Here is a 17,789-nt window from a genome sequence, read left to right on the forward strand (position 1 = left end):
CCGGATGTCCTTTGAAATCAAGAAGGTCGCCGTCATCGGCGCCGGCGTCATGGGTGCCGGCATCGCCGCCCATGTGGCCAATGCGGGCGTGGAAGTGCTGCTCCTCGACATCGTTCCCGAGGGGGCGGCCAACCGCAACGCCGTCGCCGAAAAGGCGGTGGAGAAGCTGCTGAAGGCCGATCCCGCGCCCTTCATGTCCAAGGCCGCGGCGAAGCTCGTGAAGCCGGGCAACATCGAGGACAACCTCGCCGACATCGCCGATTGCGACCTCATCATCGAGGCCATCATCGAGCGGCTCGACCTCAAGCAGGCGCTCTACGCGAAGATCGAGGCCGCCCGCCGACCCGGCTCGGCGGTGTCGTCCAACACCTCGACCATTCCGCTGGCGGACCTCACGGCGGGCCTGCCCGAGAGCTTCCGCCGCGACTTCCTCATCACTCATTTCTTCAATCCGCCCCGCTACATGCGGCTGCTGGAGATCGTCTCTGGGCCGGAGACGAATGCCGACACGGTGGCCGCCGTCGCCCGCTTCGCCGACGTGAAGCTCGGCAAGACGGTGGTGATGTGCAAGGACACCCCCGGCTTCATCGCCAACCGGCTGGGCACCTACTGGCTGCAGCTGGCGGTGGGCGAAGCCTTCGCGCTGGGCATGAAGGTGGAGGATGCGGACGCGGTGATGGGCCGGCCCTTCGGCTTCCCCAAGACCGGCGTGTTCGGCCTCATCGACCTCGTGGGCCTCGATCTGATGCCCCACGTGCAGGGCTCTCTGAAGCGGGCGCTTCCGGCCACGGACCCTTTCCACGCAACGCTTCGCGACGAGCCGCTGATCGAGAAGATGATCGCGACCGGCTATACCGGCCGCAAGGGCAAGGGCGGCTTCTATCGCCTCAACCGCGAGGGCGGGCAGAAGCTCAAGGAAGCCATCGACCTCTCCACCGGCGCCTATCGTCCGCAGGCGAAGGCCCAGGTGGCGGAGCTGGAGGACGGCGGCGGCCGGGATCTCTTCGCCCTCCTCTCCGCCCCCGGCGAAGGCGGGCGCTATGCCCGCGCGGTGATGGTGCGCACCCTCGCCTATGCCGCGCGGCTGGTGCCCGAGGCAGCCGATGACATCGTCTCCATCGATGATGCCATGCGCTTGGGATATAACTGGAAATCCGGTCCGTTCGAGCTGATCGACAAGATTGGCGCGGCGCGCCTGATCGACCTTCTGAAGGCGGATGGGGAAGAGGTGCCGCCGCTGCTGGCGCTCGCCGCCGACAAACCCTTCTACCGGGTGGAAAACGGCCAGCGACAATACCTTACGCTGGATGGCACCTACCGCGACATCGTCCGGCCAGAGGGTGTGCTGCTGCTCGCCGACATCAAGCTGAAGTCTCAGCCGCTGGCCAAGAATGGCTCGGCCGCGCTGTGGGATATCGGCGACGGCGTCGTGTGCCTGGAATTCACCTCCAAGAGCAATTCGCTGGATGAGGGCATCATCACGATGCTCGCCAAGGCGCTGAAGCTGGTGAAGGACAAGTACAAGGCACTCGTCATCTATAACGAAGGCTCGAACTTCTCCGTCGGCGCCAATCTCGGCCTCGCCCTGTTTGCCTGCAACATCGGCGCCTTCGGCGAAGTCGAGAAGCTGGTGGCCACGGGGCAGAAGACCTATCAGGACGTGAAGTACGCGCCCTTCCCGGTGGTGGCCGCGCCTTCGGGCCTCGCACTCGGCGGCGGGTGCGAGATTCTCCTGCATGTCGGTGCGGTTCAGGCCCATGCCGAGAGCTATATCGGGCTTGTCGAATGCGGAGTCGGGGTTCTGCCGGCATGGGGCGGGTGCACCGCCATGCTGGAGCGCTGGGCGGCCGACCCGAAATTCCCTAGGGGACCAATGCCGGCCCCCTCGAAGGTCTTCGAGACCGTCTCCACCGCCACCGTCGCCAAGTCCGCCGCCGAGGCGAAGGAGTTGAAGTTCCTGCGCGAGGGCGACGGCATCACCATGAACCGCGACCGGCTTCTTGCCGACGCCAAGGCGAAGGCCTTGGCGATGGTGGAAGGATACGCGCCGCCCAAGCCCGTGGACTTCTTCCTGCCCGGCCCCTCCGGCAAGGCGGCCATGGACATGGCGGTGGAAGGCTTCGCCAAGAAGGGCCTCGCGACCCGGCACGACAAGGTGGTGTCCGCTGCCCTCGCCGAGGTGCTCACCGGCGGGGACGCGGACCACATCGCCCCGGTGCCGGCCGCGCGGGTGCTGGAGCTGGAGCGGGAGGGCTTCATGAAGCTCATCCGCACCGAAGCCACGCTCGACCGCATCGAGCATATTCTCGAGACCGGTCGGCCGCTGAGGAATTGATGAGCGGAGCAATGCGACAGTGGGCTCATGCCGCCGCCGCCTGTCTGGCTCTCTCGGGGCCAGCGCTCGCGCAGCAGGACAATCCGGCAGGCCTTCCGCCGGAGCAGGTTCGGCAAGAGCTCGCTATGATCGATGCGGCGCTCAAGGCTGGGCTGCCGCTTGATCCCGCAGCCCGGTCCCATCGGTTCGACCCAGAAGAAGCCACTCGCCTCTTCTCGGGCAAACGATGGACCTTCGTCACGATGCATGTGGAGTCTTGGTACGATTTCTTTGCGGACGGCCGCCTTCGAACGACCAACCTGCCCTCCCCTCCCTACTACGTGCCGAAAACGGTCAGGGTGGGAAAATGGTCGATCGACGAGGATAAGCTCTGCCTCATCTTCGCGGAAACAGGGAAAGCCGAAACGCGCACGTGCATCGTCGGCTACGTGGTGGGGAATGCCATAGCCCTCGGAGCCACGGACAAGAACAATCCACCGAAGGGCATGCTGTTCGGAGTCTTAGGATCGCCCGAAGCTATCCCTGACGAATAGTTCGCCTCAAGGCTTGGCCGCAGCAAGCGGCATTCGAAAACGAAATCCATTAAGTTCGGGAGCCAACGCCATGCAGGTCTATACCCCCCCGCTGCGCGACATGCGCTTCGTCCTCCATGAGCTGCACGGCAGCGCGGAGCTGAGCACCCTCAAGGGGCTGGAGGAGCTTTCGCCCGATCTCATCGATGCGGTGCTGGAGGAGGCGGGCAAGTTCGTCACCGAGGTGCTCGCCCCGCTCAACCAGTCCGGTGATCTTGAGGGCTGCACCTATGAGAACGGCGTGGTGCGCACGCCCAAGGGCTTCAAGGAAGCCTACACCGCCTTCCGCGAGGGCGGCTGGAACGGCATCGCCTGCGATCCGAAGTACGGCGGACAGGGCCTGCCGGCGAGCGTGAACAAATTGGTGGAGGAGATGCTCTGCTCGGGCAACCTTGCCTTCGGCATCTGCCCCGGCCTCACCCACGGCGCCTATCAGGCGCTGAAGGCCTATGCCTCCGAGGAGTTGAAGGAGCGCTTCCTGCCCAAGATGGTGGATGGCGTGTGGTCCGGCTCCATGTGCCTCACCGAGCCACAGTGCGGCACCGACCTCGGCCTCGTGCGCACCAAGGCCGAACCGCAGGCGGACGGCTCCTACAAGATCACCGGCAACAAGATCTTCATCTCCGCCGGCGAGCAGGACATGACGGAGAACATCGTCCACCTCGTGCTCGCCCGCCTGCCGGACGCGCCCAAGGGAATCAAGGGCATCTCCCTGTTCCTGGTGCCCAAGTTCCTGCCGAAGGACGACGGCTCGGTCGGCCCGCGCAACGGCGTGCTGTGCACCGGCATCGAGCACAAGATGGGCATCCACGGCTCGTCCACCTGCCAGATGTCGTTCGACGAGGCCACCGGGTGGATCGTCGGCGAGCCCCACAAGGGCATGCGCGCCATGTTCGCCATGATGAATTCGGAGCGCCTCTCCGTGGGCACGCAGGGCCTCGGCCTAGGCGAGGCCGCCTATCAGGCGGCGGTCGTCTACGCCAAGGAGCGCCTGCAGGGCCGCTCGCTGACCGGTACCAAGCATCCGGACAAGCCGGCCGATCCCATCATCGTGCATCCGGACGTGCGCCGCACGCTCATGACCATGCGCGCCTACAACGAGGGCTGCCGGGCGCTCGCCGGCTGGGTCGCCCGTGCTCTCGATCTCATGGAGAGGGCGGAGGACCCGGAGGAGCGCAAGCGCGCCGAGGATTTCACGGCGCTGATGACGCCCATCGTGAAGGCGCTCTTCACGGATCTTGGCTTCGAGGCCACCTCCATGGGAATGCAGGTCTATGGCGGCCACGGCTACATCCGCGATCACGGCATGGAGCAGTACGTGCGCGACGCCCGCATCGCCATGATCTACGAGGGCACCAACGGCGTGCAGGCGCTGGACCTCGTGGGCCGCAAGCTGCCGGCGCACATGGGCCGCTACCTGCGCTCCTTCTTCCATCCCGTGCTCAACTACATGGATGCGAAGCTGGACGACGAGAATCTCGGCCCCCTCATCACCCCCCTCTCCAAGGCCTTCGGCGCGCTCCAGCTCGCCACTGCGCACATCGCCGAGAAGGGCCTGAAGGACCCGGAAGAGGCCGGCGCCGCCGCGACGCAGTACCTGCGGCTGTTCGGGCTCGTGGCGCTGGGCTACATGTGGGTGCGCATGGCGGAAGTGGCCTACGAGAAGCGCGTCTCCAACCCGGACGACGCCGCCTTCTACGATGCCAAGATCGTCACCGCGCGCTTCTTCATGGAGCGTATCCTGCCGGACGTGGCGGCCCTGTGGGGTTCCATCAAGGCCGGCAAGGGCGCCATGATGGCGCTCGATGAGGCCATGTTCTGAATACCGCGCGCCGCGGCGGATGTTGCCGCGGCGGCTTTCCTTTCTCCTCCGCCCCCCGCTTCTGAAGCCCGGGGGACGGACGCCTGCCAGGAAGACCCAATGGCCGATCTCGCCTCCCTCGTCGAAGCCATCCGCGATCGCGCCGAAGCCCTCTCCGAGCTGGGCTACAAGGTGCGCTTCGACCTCAGCGATACCGGCGAGGCCATCCTGCTCGATGCCACCGGCGGCAGCGTCGAGGTGGGCGAGGGCTCGGGCGAGGCGGATGCGGTGCTGAAGCTCTCCACCGACACGCTGGACAAGCTCATCACCGGCCGCATCGGGCCGATGATGGCCTTCTCCACCGGCCGGCTGAAGGTGGAAGGCTCGCAGGGCGTCGCCCTGAAGCTTGCCGGCCTGCTCGACAAGGACTGAGCCGGGGCCGGCAGGCCCGCAGCCCATTCTCTCCTCAGTCGTTCGCCGTCGCGGTGGTCGCCCCGCCGGCGGCGAGCGCCTGCATCAACGTCTGGCGCAGCGCCTTGTCCTCGGCGGCATGGCGCGCGCCGGTGACGGAGAGGTGGTCGCCGTCCACATAGAAGAAGCGCGTGCCCTCCCCGGCGGTGCAGCGATCATCCCGGCAGAAGATGTCCGCCATGCGGAAGGCCGAGACGCCGGGATGCCGGCTGGCCGTGGCCGCGATGACCTCGTTCGCCGGGCCGATGAACTTGACCGCCTTGGCGAGCGGCTGGCTCATGCAAGCCTCGGAGCCGCCCGTCAGGTTGAACTCACGGGTTGCGACGCATCCGGCGGGAGCCGGCTTGTATTCGGGAGACTGGCCCAGCACAATCACCTGCGGGCCCATCGTGTGCAGTTCGGTGACGGTGCGCTCCATCATGTGCGCGAACACACGCTCGCTTGAGACGCGGTCGCGGGCGGCGCCGCCCGGAACCTCGTCGCTGACCAGCGCAAAGCCGTTGCCGGCCCGGGTCGTCCAGAGCGACCAGCGGCTCACCAGCACCACCACCTTGGGCTTGACGCGGCGAATCTCGTCCATCACGGCGTTGACGTAGCTGGCGCAGACGTTGCCGTTGTTGTGCTCCTGCCGGGCGACGCCGCCCACGAGCGGCGGGCAGCCGGCCATGGTCTGGAGCCGCGCGGTGAGACCCATTTTTTCCACGACTTCCGCGAGGCCGAGGAAGGTCGCGCCCGCATGGGAATCGCCCCACACCAGCACGTCGTAGCTGCCCTTGGCCGCGCCCGGCCCTGTCGCGCACAGGGCGATGGGCTGCATCTGGTCGGGGGTCCAGAAGCGCGCGTTGTTGTTGCACCGGCGCTGGAAGGCGCTGCGGTCGTCGGCCGCCGCCTCGGCCGCCGCCCCGAGCGGGGAGATGGGGAACACGCCCCGGCCGACCTTCTGGAGCGCCAGGGCGACACCCACCGTGAGCAGGATGGCGCAGGCCCCGGCGCCGATGCGCATCAGCCGTCGCCCGCCCAGCGCGCTGCCGCGCCGGAGCGGCGCCTCCACATATTTCAGTGACAGGCCGGAGATGACGCCGGCCACCAGGATCACGATGCCGGATTCGATATAGGTGGTGTGCCGCCCCTTCCAGATCGCGATGAGCACCAGCATGGGCCAGTGCCACAGATAGAGCGCGTAGGAGATGCGGCCCACATAGACCATGCCCTTCAGGCTGAGCACGCGGGCGACGACGCCGTTCGGCGCGAAGCCGCCGGACATGATGATCGCCACCGCGCCCAGCACCGGCGGCAGGGCCCACAGGCCGGGGAAGACGGTTTCCTTGCCGAAGGCGAACACCGGGACGACGATGGCGAGCGCCCCGGCGATGCCGAGCCATGACGCGGCCTTCTCCGGCAGGCGCGGCAGCGTGACCATGGCGAGGAGCGATCCCGCCAGGAGTTCCCACGCCCGGCTCTGCAGCAGGAAGAAGGCGGCCGACTGCTCGCTCTCCACGATGCTCTCGGCATAGGCGAGCGAGCCGAGCGCGATGAGGGCGAGCACCCCGACCGCCAGCTTGCGCCCGCCCAGCTTCATCAGCACGAACAGGACGAGCGGGAAGAAGATGTAGAACTGCTCCTCCACCGCCAGCGACCATAGGTGCAGCAGCGGCACCTCGTCGGCGGCGGGGCCGAAATAGTTGAGCAGGCCCTCGAAATGGATGTTGGCGAAGAACAGGGCCGAGGGCACCAGCGTGCCTGCATAGCCCTGCATCTGCCGCGGCATCAGGATGAGCGCGGCGAACAGCGTCGTCACCGCCATCATCAGGAACAGCGCGGGGAAGATGCGGCGGATGCGGCGGTCGTAGAAATCCACCAGCGAATAGGTGCCCGCCGTCATCTCCTGATGGAGGATGGACGTGATGAGAAAGCCGGAGATGACGAAGAAGACGTCGACGCCGATATAGCCCCCGGTAAAGGGCGGAATGCGTGCATGGAACAGAACCACGCTCCCGACGGCGATGGCCCGAAGGCCGTCGATGTCGGACCGGTAGGCCAGACTCATCCTGGTGTCCTTGATCGGCGCGCCCGACGCGCACGCCCCCGCGAGGACCGCTTACCGACAAAATCCGGCTGGGGCAAATCGCGCGGAAGCCTGCCGCGCCGCCCGTCCGGGGCTGACGCAACGTTCGCCGCCGCTCCGGGCGGCCACGCTCCAGCTCAGGGAAAGCGCCGCCGCAGGGGGTAGGCGGAAACCGGTGGGACGGCCGGTCGCCCCGGTCAGTCCTTGACCGTCGCCGGGGCGAGCGCGGCGCTGGTGTTGCCGCCCTCGCCCAGCGCCTTGAGCAGGGCCGCGCGTAGCGCCGGGTCCTGGCTCATGTGGTGGGCGCCGGTGGCGGAGAGGTGGTCGGCATCCACATAGAAGAACTTCTCGCCGTCGCCGGCACGGCAGGTCCCGTCGCGGCAGAATACGTCTGACAGCAGGAAGGTGGTGGTGCTGGGGAAGCTCGTCGCCGCCTTGGCGATCATCTCGTTGCCGATGCCGAGCACCTTGTCCGCCGCCGCGCTCGGCAGCTCGAGGCAGTTGCCAAGCTTGCTGCGGTTGTAGAACTCCTTCTCGGCGACGCAGCGGCCGGGGGAGCGGCCGAATTCCGGCGTCTGCCCCACCAGGACCACGTGGATGCCGAGGTCGGAAAGCTCCTTCAGGGTGCGGTCCAGCATGTGGGCAAACACCTTCTGGCTCACCTCGCGCGATCGCACGCCGCCGCCCGGCACCTCGTCGGAGGTGAGGGTGAAGGCGGGGCCGGCCTTGCTGGTCCACATGGCCCAGCGGCCCACCAGCACGGCGACCTTGGGCTTGATGCGGCGGATTTCCTGAAGCACCTCGGCGTTGAAGGCGGTGCAGGTCCAGCTCGGCATGTCGTCGCGATGGGCCTGTCCGCCGATCAGGGGCGGACAGCCGGCCATGGTCTGGAGTCGGGCCGTGTGGCCGAGGGCAGCCACCTGCTCGGCGATGCCGATGAAGGAGGCGCCGGCGTGGGAATCGCCCCACACCACCACGTCATATTCGCCCTTGGCCGCGCCCGGCCCCACCGAGCAGGCCGAGGCCGGGTTCAGCGCGGCGGCGCTGAAGCCCTTGGGCGAGTTGTTGCAGGAGCGGCTGAAGGGGCTCCTGTCCTCCATGGCAGCCTCGGCGCGCGCGCCCAGCGGGGAGATGGGGTAGAAGCCGCCGCCCAGCCGCTCGAACAGCACGCCCACGGCCAGCGTCATGGCCATGGCCATGATGCCCGCCGCGAAGCGGCCCCGGCGCTTGCCGCCCAGCGAGCCGGCGTGGCGCAGCGGCGTCTCCACGTATTTCAGCGACAGCGAGGCGAAGATGAAGGCGACGATGAGCATGCCGCCAGCTTCGAAATAGGTCAGCGCGCGACCCATATAGGTCTTGCCGAACACCAGCAGCGGCCAGTGCCAGAGATAGAGCGCGTAGGAGATGCGCCCCACATAGACCACCTTCGGACGGCTAAGCAGGAAGTTGGCGTAGCCGGCCGGATTGATGGTGCCGGCATAGATCACTGCCGCCGTGCCGAACACGATGGGCGCGGCGGAGAGGCCCGGGAAGGTCATGTCGTGGCTGTAGGCGAAGACTGGGACCACGATGGCGAGGAGCCCCGCCACGCCGATCCAGTTCGCCGTCTTCTCCGACACCTTCGGCATGTGCACCAGCGCGAGCAGCGCGCCGACCAGCAGTTCCCAGGCGCGGCTCTGCAGCAGGAAGAAGGAGGCGGTGGGCTGGGTGCGCGCGCTCAGCTCCGCATAGACGCCGGAGACGACGGCGATGATGAGGAAGCCGAGGATCGCCATCCGCCGTGGGCCCAGCGCGACCCGCCCGCCGGTCTTGAGGAAGGCGAACATGAGCAGCGGGAAGAAGATGTAATACTGCTCCTCCACCGCCAGCGACCACAGATGGAGCAGCGGCGTCTCGTCGGCCTGGGGGCCGAAATAGTTCATCAGGCCCTGGAAGTGGATGTTGGCGTAGAACAGGGCCGAGGGAACGATGGATTGCGCGAACAGCACCATCTGCCGCGGCATCAGCAGGAAAGCCGCAATGAAGGTCGTCACCGGCAGCACGACGAACAGCGCCGGGAAGATGCGCCGGATGCGGCGGTCGTAGAAATCGACGAGCGAGAACTCGCCCTTCATCATGTCGTTATACAGGATGGAGGTAATAAGGTAGCCAGACAGGACGAAGAAGATATCGACGCCGATGAAGCCGCCGCGAAACGGGGGAATGTGGGCGTGAAACAGCAGCGCCACCACGACCGCGACGGCGCGCAAGCCATCGATATCCGGCCGATACTTCAGATTCATGCCCGCCCCCGGATCATGGCGCGCGGCCGCCCGCGCGCAAACCTCGCCTCAGGCGGGATAACAAAGCGGCGACGTTGGGGCAATTCCTCGCAAGGCGAGGAATGGTCACGGTTCCTTAATCATTTTGTCATGGGGCGCAGGTGCAACACCTGGAGGTAGCACCTACGGGCATACGCGTGGTGGTCGCAGAAGCCCCCCTACTCCGCCGCCATCCGCTCCGGCGGCACGGGATGCGCGGGAGGGGCCTTCTCCTCGTGCCGCCCGGAAACGGCGTGGTGCACGATGGCGTCCAGCCGGTCGAGATAGAGGTAGACCACCGGCGTGATGAAGAGCGTGAGCAGCTGCGACACCAGAAGGCCGCCCACCACGGCGACGCCCAAAGGCTGGCGCAGCTCGGAGCCGGCGCCGGCGCCGAGCGCGATGGGCAGCACGCCGAAGATGGCGGCGAGCGTGGTCATCATGATGGGCCGGAACCGCAGCAGCGCCGCCTCGCGGATGGCGTCCTGCGCCGCCGCCCCGGCGCGCCGACGTTCCAGCGCCACGTCGATCATCATGATGGCGTTCTTCTTCACGATGCCCACCAGCATGATGATGCCGATGATGGCGATCACCGACAGCTCCATGCCCGCCGCCATCAGGGTCAGCAGCGCGCCGATGCCGGCGGAGGGCAGGCCCGAGAGAATGGTGATGGGGTGGATGAAGCTCTCATAGAGCACGCCCAGCACGATGTAGATCACCACCACGGCGGCAAGGATCAGCAGCGGCTGGTTGGAGAGCGAATCCTGGAACACCTGCGCGGTGCCCTGGAAGCCGGTGATGACGCTGTCCGGCACCCGCGCCTCGGCGGCCGCCGCATTGATCTCCTCCACCGCCTGTCCCAGCGAGGTGCCCGGCGCGAGGTTGAAGGAGATGGTGACGGATGGCTGCTGCTGCTGGTGCTGCACCGAGAGCGGGCCGACCGTGCGTTTGATGTTCGCGACCGTCTCCAGCGGCACCACATTGCCGGAGGTGGTGCGCAGATAGACGCGGCCGAGGTCGCTCGGGTCGCGCTGGAAGATGGGCTGCACCTCGGCGATGATCGGGAACTGGTTGGTGGGCGTGTAGAGCGTCGCGACCTGGCGGGTGCCGAACTGGGTGTAGAGCGCATCCCGCAGCTGCTGCTCGGTGATGCCGAGGGCCGCCGCCTTGTCCTTGTCCAGCACGATGGTGAGCTGGGGATTGGTGATCTGAAGGTCGGAGGTCACGTCCCTCAAGCCGGGAAGCGTCGCGAGGCGCTGCTCCATCTGCTGGGCGAAGGCGTAGAGCGTGTCGGTATCCGGGCTCTGCAGCGTGTACTGGTACTGGCTCTTGGAGGCGACTCCGCCCACGTTGATGTTCTGCACCGCCTGGAAGAAGACGTTGACGCCGGGCACCTGCGCGACCCGCTTCCTCAGCCCCTGGATCACGTCATTGGCCGATCCCGTGCGCTCGCCCGGCGCGGTCCCCCGGGGCTTCAGGGCGATAAAGAGACGGCCCGAATTGGTCGTGCGGCTGCTGCCGGTGGCACCGGCGGTGGAGACAACGTAGTCCACGGCCGGATCGGCGCGCACCGCGTCCGCCACCTGCGTCTGGCGCTCCACCATGGCGGCGAACGAGCTGTCGGTGGCTGCTTCCACCGTGCCGGTGATTAAGCCGTTGTCCTCCTGCGGGAAGAAGCCCTTGGGGATGACGATGTAGAGATAGACCGACAGGCCGATGGTGACGAGTGTCACCACCAGCATGAAGGGCTTGTGCCTCAGCACGAAATCGAGGCTCACGCGGTAGGCATTGAGCCAAGCATCGAACATGCGCTCGGTGACGCGGAAGAACCAGCCGGGCTTCTTCGAGTGGTCCACCGGCTTCATCACGCGGGCGCACAGCATGGGCGTGAGCGTGAGGGAGACGAAGCCGGAGACGAGGATGGCCACCGAGATGGTCACCGCGAACTCGCGGAACACCCGGCCCACCACGCCGCCCATGAACAGCACGGGGATGAACACTGCCACCAGCGACAGCGTCATGGAGATGATGGTGAAGCCGATCTCCCGTGAGCCGCGCAGCGCCGCGCGGAACGGGCTCTCCCCCGCCTCCACATGGCGATAGATGTTCTCCAGCACGACGATGGCGTCGTCCACCACGAAGCCGACACAGAGCGTCAGCGCCAGCAGAGTCATGTTGTTGATGGAATAGCCGAAGCCCCACATGGCCGCGAAGGTGGCGATGATGGACAAAGGCAGTGCCAGCGAGGGGATGATCGTCGCGCGCACGTTGCGCAGGAACAGGAAGATCACCAGCACCACGAGGACGATGGCCTCGAACAGGGTCTTCTGCACATCTGCGACCGCCTCGCGGATGGAGACCGAGCGATCGTTCAGTACCTCGATGTTCACCGAACCGGGAAGCTGGGCGCGGAACTGGGGCAGGCGGGCGCGGACCTCGTCCACCACCTGAACGGTGTTGGCGTCCGGCTGGCGGACCACGGCCAGCCCCACCATGCGGCGCTCGTTGAACCAGCTCGCGACGCGCTCGTTCTCCACGCCGTCGGAAACGACGGCGATCTCCTCGAGCCGCACCACCGAGCCGTCGCGCGCCTTCACCACCACCCGCCGGAACTGGGAGGCGTCCGCCTTGGGCGTGCCCATGTCGATGGTCTGCGCCTGCTTTGGCCCGGAGACGATGCCGAGCGGCGTGTTGGAGGCCGCCGCCTCCACCGCGCGCTGGATGTCGTCGGACGAGATGTTGCGCGCACCGGCGGCCGCGGGATCGACGCGGATGCGCACCGCATATTTCTGCGAGCCGAAGACCTGCACCTGCGCCACGCCGGGCAGCTGGGAGATCTGCTGGCCGATCAGCGTGTCGGCATATTCGTTCACCGCCGACAGCGGCAGGGTGTCCGAGGAGATGGCGAGAAGGATCACCGGCGCGTCGGCCGGATTCACCTTCCGGAAGCTCGGCGGGGTCGTCATCTCGTCCGGCAGCGCGCGCTGGGCGACGGAGATGGCGGACTGCACGTCGAGGGCCGCCGCGTCGATGCTGCGGTTCAGGTCGAACTGCACCGTGATGGAGGTGGAGCCCTGGGTAGACGAGGACGTCAGCGAGGAGATGCCGGCGATGGTGGCAAGCTGGCGCTCGATGGGCGTTGCCACCGAGGTCGCCATGGTTTCCGGGCTCGCGCCGGGCAGGACGGCGATGATGTTGATGGTGGGGAATTCCACCCGCGGCAGGGCTGCGACGGGAAGCTGGCGATAGGCGAACAGGCCCGCCACCACGAGCGACAGCATCAGCAGCGTCGTCATCACCGGGCGGCGGATGCACAGTTCGGAGAACATGGGCTCAGCTCCCGGTGGCCGGCACGGCGGTGCGGGTGCGCACATTCACCCGGCCGCCCTCGCGCAGGGAGAGCTGGCCATCCGTCACCACCGTCTCGCCGCCGTTGAGCCCCTTCGAAATGACGGTGCGCCCGTCCACCGTGCGCGCGACGGTGACCGGCCGCACATGGGCGATGCTGTCGTCCACGATGAAGACGAACGGGCCGTCCTGCCCGTTCTGCACCGCCTCGCTCGGCACCGCTACCACGTTGTCCTCGATGCGCAGCGTCACCGTCACCGCGCCGAGGGCACCCGGCCACAGGCGCTCGTCGGCATTGGGGAAGATGGCGCGGGCGGTAAGGGTGCCGGTCTGCGGCTCGATGGTGTTGTCGATGACCGCCACGGTGCCGCCCGAGACGGTCTCTCCCGTGCCCTGGAAAGTGAAGGATACCTTGGCATCCTTCGCCGCGCGGAGACCGGCGATGTAGCGCTCGGGCAGGCCGAAGGCGACATAGATGGGGGCGAGCTGGCGCACAGTCGCCAGCGTGTCGTCCACCCGGATCACAGTGCCGGGACGCACCGAGGACACGCCGATGCGGCCGGTCGCGGGGGAGCGGATCTCGTAATAGCCGCGCTGCACCTTGAGCGCCGTCAGGTTGGCCTCGTCCTGCGCCACAGTCGCCTTCTGCACGTCGGCGGTGGTGCGGGCATCGTCCACCTGCACCTGCGAGACGGCGTTGCGGGTGGCGAGGCCCGCATAGCGCTCCACGTCGCGCAGGTTCTTTTCCAGCTGAACCTTGTCGCGATTGAGGGTCGCCTCGGCCTGGAGGATCTGCGCGTCGATCACCCGCGGATCGAGCTGATAGAGGAGGTCGCCCTCCTTCACGGTCGCGCCGTCGGCGAAGCCCACCTTCTCCACCGCGGCGGCGACGCGCGAGCGCACCGGCACCGTGACCATGGATTCCACCGTGCCCAGCGCCTCGACCCGCACCGGCAGGGAGGTGCGCTCCGCCTTGCCGGCGAGCACCGCGATCACGCGCGGCTGCGGCGCCGCCTTCTGGACACCCGTGCCGAGCCACGGCTTCTTGTCCCAGACCCAAGCACCGCCGCCGAGGACGGCCAGAAACAGGACTGCGAGGACAAACTTGCGGCCGGCCGATCCGCCGCTCTTCCCGCTATCCGGTGCATTCTCGGCTGGCATGAACGTCCTCGATACTCCGCAGCGTCAGACCCGTTCGCGCCGCGATGCAACAACAATTCAGCGCTCTGGTCCAATTAAGCTTTTGTCACGCCTTGCGCGATGAACGAGAGCGTAATGACGCATTCGTGAACAGCCAAGCCCGCGCTTGACTTGACCCTGGGTCAGAACTTGCGCGTGAGGTCGGCCAGATGCGCCAGCGCCCGGTCGATGGTGGCATCGTGCTTGGCGAAGCAGAAGCGCACCACGCTCTTCACCGCATCCTCCGCGTAGAAGGCGGAAACCGGGATCGCCGCGACCTTCCGGGTCTTCACCAGATCGAGGCAGAAGGCCTCGTCGTCGAAGGCGTTGGGCTCGCGGGCGTTTCCCTGGGCGGCGAGGTCGATGGAGAGGAAATAGGTGCCGCGCGAGGGCAGCACCTCGAAGCCAAGCCCCTTCAGCCCCGCCGCGAGGCGGTCGCGGGAGCGCTGGAGGCCGGCGCGCATGGTGGTGAAGTAATCGTCCGGCTTGCCGAGCCCATAGGCCACCGCCGCCTGCAGGTTCGGCGGCGTGGTGAAGGTGAGGAACTGGTGCGCCTTGGACAGCACCTTCATGAGATGCGGGGCAGCAAAGACGAGGCCGACCTTCCAGCCGGTCATGCCGAAGATCTTGCCGGCGGAGGAGATCTTCACGGTGCGCTCGCGCATCCCCGGGAGCGCCATCAGCGGCTTGAACGTAAGGCCGTCGAACACCACGTGCTCCCACACCTCGTCGCACACCGCATAGGCGTTGAAGCGCACGCAATAGTCGGCGAGGAGCTGCATCTGGGCGCGGTCGTAGACGACGCCGGTGGGGTTCTGGGGATTGTTGAACAGGACGAGCTTGGTGCGCTCGGAGAACACCTGGTCCAGCTTCTCCGGCGTCATGGCCCAGGAGGGCGGCTCCAGCCGCACGAGGCGGGGGATGCCCCCGGCCCTCTGCACCAGCGGCAGATAGGCATCATAGAGCGGCTGGAACAGCACCACCTCGTCGCCCGGCTCGATGAGCGAGAAGAGAGCGCCGGCCAGCGCCTCGGTGGCCCCAGACGTGACCATGATCTCCGCGTCGGGATCGAGTTCCAGCCCCTGCCAGTGGCGATAGTGCGCGGCGGCGGCGCGGCGCAGCTCGGGCAGGCCCATCATGGGCGGATACTGGTTCCAGCCGTCCACCACCGCCTCGGCCGCCTTGCGGCGCACGTCCTCGGGGCCGGGATCGTCCGGGAAGCCCTGGCCGAGGTTCACCGCCTCATGGGTGCGGGCGAGCCCGGACATTACCTCGAAGATGGTGGTGGGCAGCCCGGCATAGATGGGATTGAGCGGACGGGGCGTAAATTGCGGGTGGGACATGGGAAATTCGCGATTTAAAGGGAGCGGACAAAGGGTCTGGCCCGCGCCCTTTAGACCCTTCCGTCTTCCTGCGGAAGTCCGGTTGAGACCGCCGCCTCGCCCGGCATCAGCGGCTTCAGGGCCGCAAGCAATGCCTCCGGCGTCACCTGCCCCATGGGCATCAGCACCTTGGCAGCCTCGGTGCGGCGACCGGGGCGCATCACCAGCACCACCGTCTCGGCTCCGCCGCAGGCCGGATCACCGCAGGAAATCTCGGAGACGGAGACGGTCGCCTCCTCCTCCAGCGACAGGGTGGTGCGCACCAGATCCGCGAGGGTCCGCGAGGCATCGAGGGCAGGCCCGGCCTCGCCGCGGCGGCGCATGAACAGTCGCATCCAGTGGATCTCCGTGTACCGACGACTTCAACGGCGGCCCTGTTTCGCCCGCGCTCGCGGCATGAACATGACGGTGGCGCGACTTTGGTGGCGCGACTTCGCCCACCGGTCCGTCATCCACCTATTCGTCGTCCTCGTCCTGCTCCGGGGGAAAGCCGAGCAGGCGTCGGACACGGGCGATGGAGCGCTTGAGCCGGCCCGCCTCCAGCCGCAGCACGGCATAGCTCACCCGCCCGTCCGTCACGCCGCGCACCTCGATCACCGCATGCCCGTAGGCGATGCGCATGCCCGGTGCCGGCTGGTCGTCGGAGCGGTCGGCGAAGGCGTCGGCGATGGTGAGGCCGAGTTCGCTGTCCGGCACGGCGAGGCCGTAGAAGCTGGCGAGATCGCCGAGCCGCACCTCGCCGACGAAGGGGAAGGCGGCGCTGTCGTCCAGCGGGGTGGTCTCCTCGGGGCGGAACATGCGGTCGAGCTGGTGGACGCGCTTGGGCGGCGCGAGCAGGTAGCCGTAATCGCCGGCCTTGAGCGTGCCGGCCGCCTCCGGCGTCAGCGTCTCGTTGGCCCGCACCACCATGACGAGGCGCGCCCAGGAGGGCAGCTGCGCCTGCCCCACCGCCGGCGTGCCGGCCATGACGGGATAGGCCACCAGCTCCATTTCCGTCTGCCCCGGCAGGTCGATCTCGAAGCGCCGCACGCCGGGATCGGGATCGGACAGCGCCACGTCGAGCCGCCGCGCCGCGTAGCCCATGGTCCATCCGTGCAGGATCAGCGAGACGACCACCACCGCGAAGGCGACGTTGAAATAGACCTCGGCCATGGGCAGGTGCGCCAGCATGGGGATGGTCGCGAGGAAGATGGAGACCGCGCCGCGCAGGCCCGCCCAGGATACGAACAGCTTCTCCTTCAGCGAGAAATGGAACGGCGCGAGGCAGGCGAACACCGCTGCCGGCCGCCCGACGAGAATGAGGAACGCCGCCACCCCCAGCGCCGGCAGCGCGTACTGCATGATCTTGTTGGGGGATACCAGCATGCCCAGCATCACGAACATCACGATCTGGCAGAGCCAGGTGATGGTATCGAGAAACGATGTGATGGAGGCGATGGCGCGCACCGGCCGGTTTCCCACCACCAGCCCGGCGAGATAGACCGCGAGGAAGCCCGAGCCGTGCAGCAGCGAGGTGACCGCGAACAGCAGCACCGCCACGCCCACCACCATCACCGGATGGAGGCCGCCCGGCAGGTCCACGCGATTGAGAAGCGCCACCAGCGCATAGCCGCCGGCGACGCCCAGCACCGCGCCAACCACCATCTCGCGCAGCGCACCGAACACCACCATGAGGCCGGGGTCGGCCAGGTGGCTGGTGAGGAGCTCCACCAGCAGAACCGTGAGGAACACCGCGGCAGGATCGTTGGTGGCCGACTCGATCTCGATCACCGAGCCCACCCGCCGGCCGAGATGCAGCCCCTGCGCCCGCACGAGGAACAGCACCGCCGCGGCGTCGGTGGAGGCGACGATGGCGCCCACCAGCAGGGCTTCCATCCAGCCGAGGCCGAGAAGCGGCGCGGCCACCAGCGCCACCAAAGCGGCGGTGAAGGCGACGCCCACCGTCGAAAGGCCCACGGCGGGCAGGATGGCACCGCGCATGGACGCGACCCGCATCCGGAGGCCGCCGTCAAACAGGATCACCGCCAGCGCGGCGGACCCCACCATGTAGGTGGCCCAGTAGTCGTCGAAATGGATGCCGCCCGGCCCGCCCTCGCCGGCCGCGACGCCCACGGCGAGGAACACCAGCAGGATGGGCGCGCCGAAACGGGCGGCGAGCAGGCTGGAAAGCGTTCCAACAACAACCAGCGCCGCAACCACGAGGAGGACAATATTAGAGACGACAACCGATCCCATGTGCTTCGAAAAGCCCCACCCCCTCGAATCCAGAACGCCACAGTAGCGCGACGATCGTCTAAGGCGTAAGGTTCCTAGTGTCGCGGTTCCGAATTACCAAT

At 67.4% G+C, this 17,789-nt stretch carries 11 protein-coding genes; 4 read left to right on the plus strand and 7 right to left on the minus strand.

Annotated elements, in window-relative coordinates:
* Window positions 1–4: 4 nt before the first annotated feature.
* The 4 genes from XAN126_RS0114475 to XAN126_RS0114490 all read left to right on the plus strand — a co-directional run bounded on the left by XAN126_RS0114475 (window position 5) and on the right by XAN126_RS0114490 (window position 5,140).
* Window positions 5–2,335: a 3-hydroxyacyl-CoA dehydrogenase/enoyl-CoA hydratase family protein gene (locus tag XAN126_RS0114475; RefSeq protein ID WP_024279309.1), complete on the plus strand. Its 2,331-nt coding sequence runs from the start codon at window positions 5–7 to the stop codon at window positions 2,333–2,335.
* Between the two features lie 125 nt (window positions 2,336–2,460).
* Window positions 2,461–2,868 carry a hypothetical protein gene (locus XAN126_RS0114480; protein ID WP_155982310.1) on the plus strand — a complete coding sequence of 136 codons (408 nt, stop codon included), beginning with the start codon at window positions 2,461–2,463 and terminating at the stop codon, window positions 2,866–2,868.
* Window positions 2,869–2,938: 70 nt separating this feature from the next.
* Window positions 2,939–4,729 (plus strand): acyl-CoA dehydrogenase C-terminal domain-containing protein, encoded by a 1,791-nt coding sequence (locus XAN126_RS0114485; RefSeq protein WP_024279311.1) that lies wholly within the window; start codon window positions 2,939–2,941, stop codon window positions 4,727–4,729.
* Window positions 4,730–4,828: 99 nt separating this feature from the next.
* Window positions 4,829–5,140 (plus strand): SCP2 sterol-binding domain-containing protein, encoded by a 312-nt coding sequence (locus XAN126_RS0114490; protein ID WP_024279312.1) that lies wholly within the window; start codon window positions 4,829–4,831, stop codon window positions 5,138–5,140.
* A gap of 34 nt (window positions 5,141–5,174) precedes the next feature.
* Here XAN126_RS0114490 and XAN126_RS27205 read toward each other — a convergent pair whose 3' ends face one another.
* From XAN126_RS27205 to XAN126_RS0114525, 7 genes are all read right to left on the minus strand, one after another.
* A complete protein-coding gene (locus XAN126_RS27205) occupies window positions 5,175–7,226 on the minus strand; it encodes an acyltransferase family protein (RefSeq protein ID WP_024279313.1) in 2,052 nt (683 codons plus the stop codon).
* Window positions 7,227–7,441: 215 nt separating this feature from the next.
* Entirely contained in the window at window positions 7,442–9,526 is a 2,085-nt protein-coding gene (locus XAN126_RS0114500; protein WP_024279314.1) for an acyltransferase family protein, read from the minus strand.
* A 197-nt stretch (window positions 9,527–9,723) separates the two neighbouring features.
* Window positions 9,724–12,873: an efflux RND transporter permease subunit gene (locus tag XAN126_RS0114505; protein ID WP_024279315.1), complete on the minus strand. Its 3,150-nt coding sequence runs from the start codon at window positions 12,871–12,873 to the stop codon at window positions 9,724–9,726.
* A 4-nt stretch (window positions 12,874–12,877) separates the two neighbouring features.
* Entirely contained in the window at window positions 12,878–14,053 is a 1,176-nt protein-coding gene (locus XAN126_RS0114510) for an efflux RND transporter periplasmic adaptor subunit (protein ID WP_024279316.1), read from the minus strand.
* A gap of 161 nt (window positions 14,054–14,214) precedes the next feature.
* Entirely contained in the window at window positions 14,215–15,414 is a 1,200-nt protein-coding gene (locus tag XAN126_RS0114515) for an aminotransferase (protein WP_024279317.1), read from the minus strand.
* A 50-nt stretch (window positions 15,415–15,464) separates the two neighbouring features.
* Entirely contained in the window at window positions 15,465–15,788 is a 324-nt protein-coding gene (locus tag XAN126_RS0114520) for a hypothetical protein (protein WP_024279318.1), read from the minus strand.
* Between the two features lie 121 nt (window positions 15,789–15,909).
* Window positions 15,910–17,688: a potassium/proton antiporter gene (locus tag XAN126_RS0114525; protein ID WP_024279319.1), complete on the minus strand. Its 1,779-nt coding sequence runs from the start codon at window positions 17,686–17,688 to the stop codon at window positions 15,910–15,912.
* Window positions 17,689–17,789 lie beyond the last annotated feature (101 nt).

Origin of the sequence: Xanthobacter sp. 126, from assembly GCF_000526175.1 — a bacterium.
In the GTDB taxonomy this organism is placed as follows: Bacteria; Pseudomonadota; Alphaproteobacteria; order Rhizobiales; family Xanthobacteraceae; genus Xanthobacter; species Xanthobacter aminoxidans.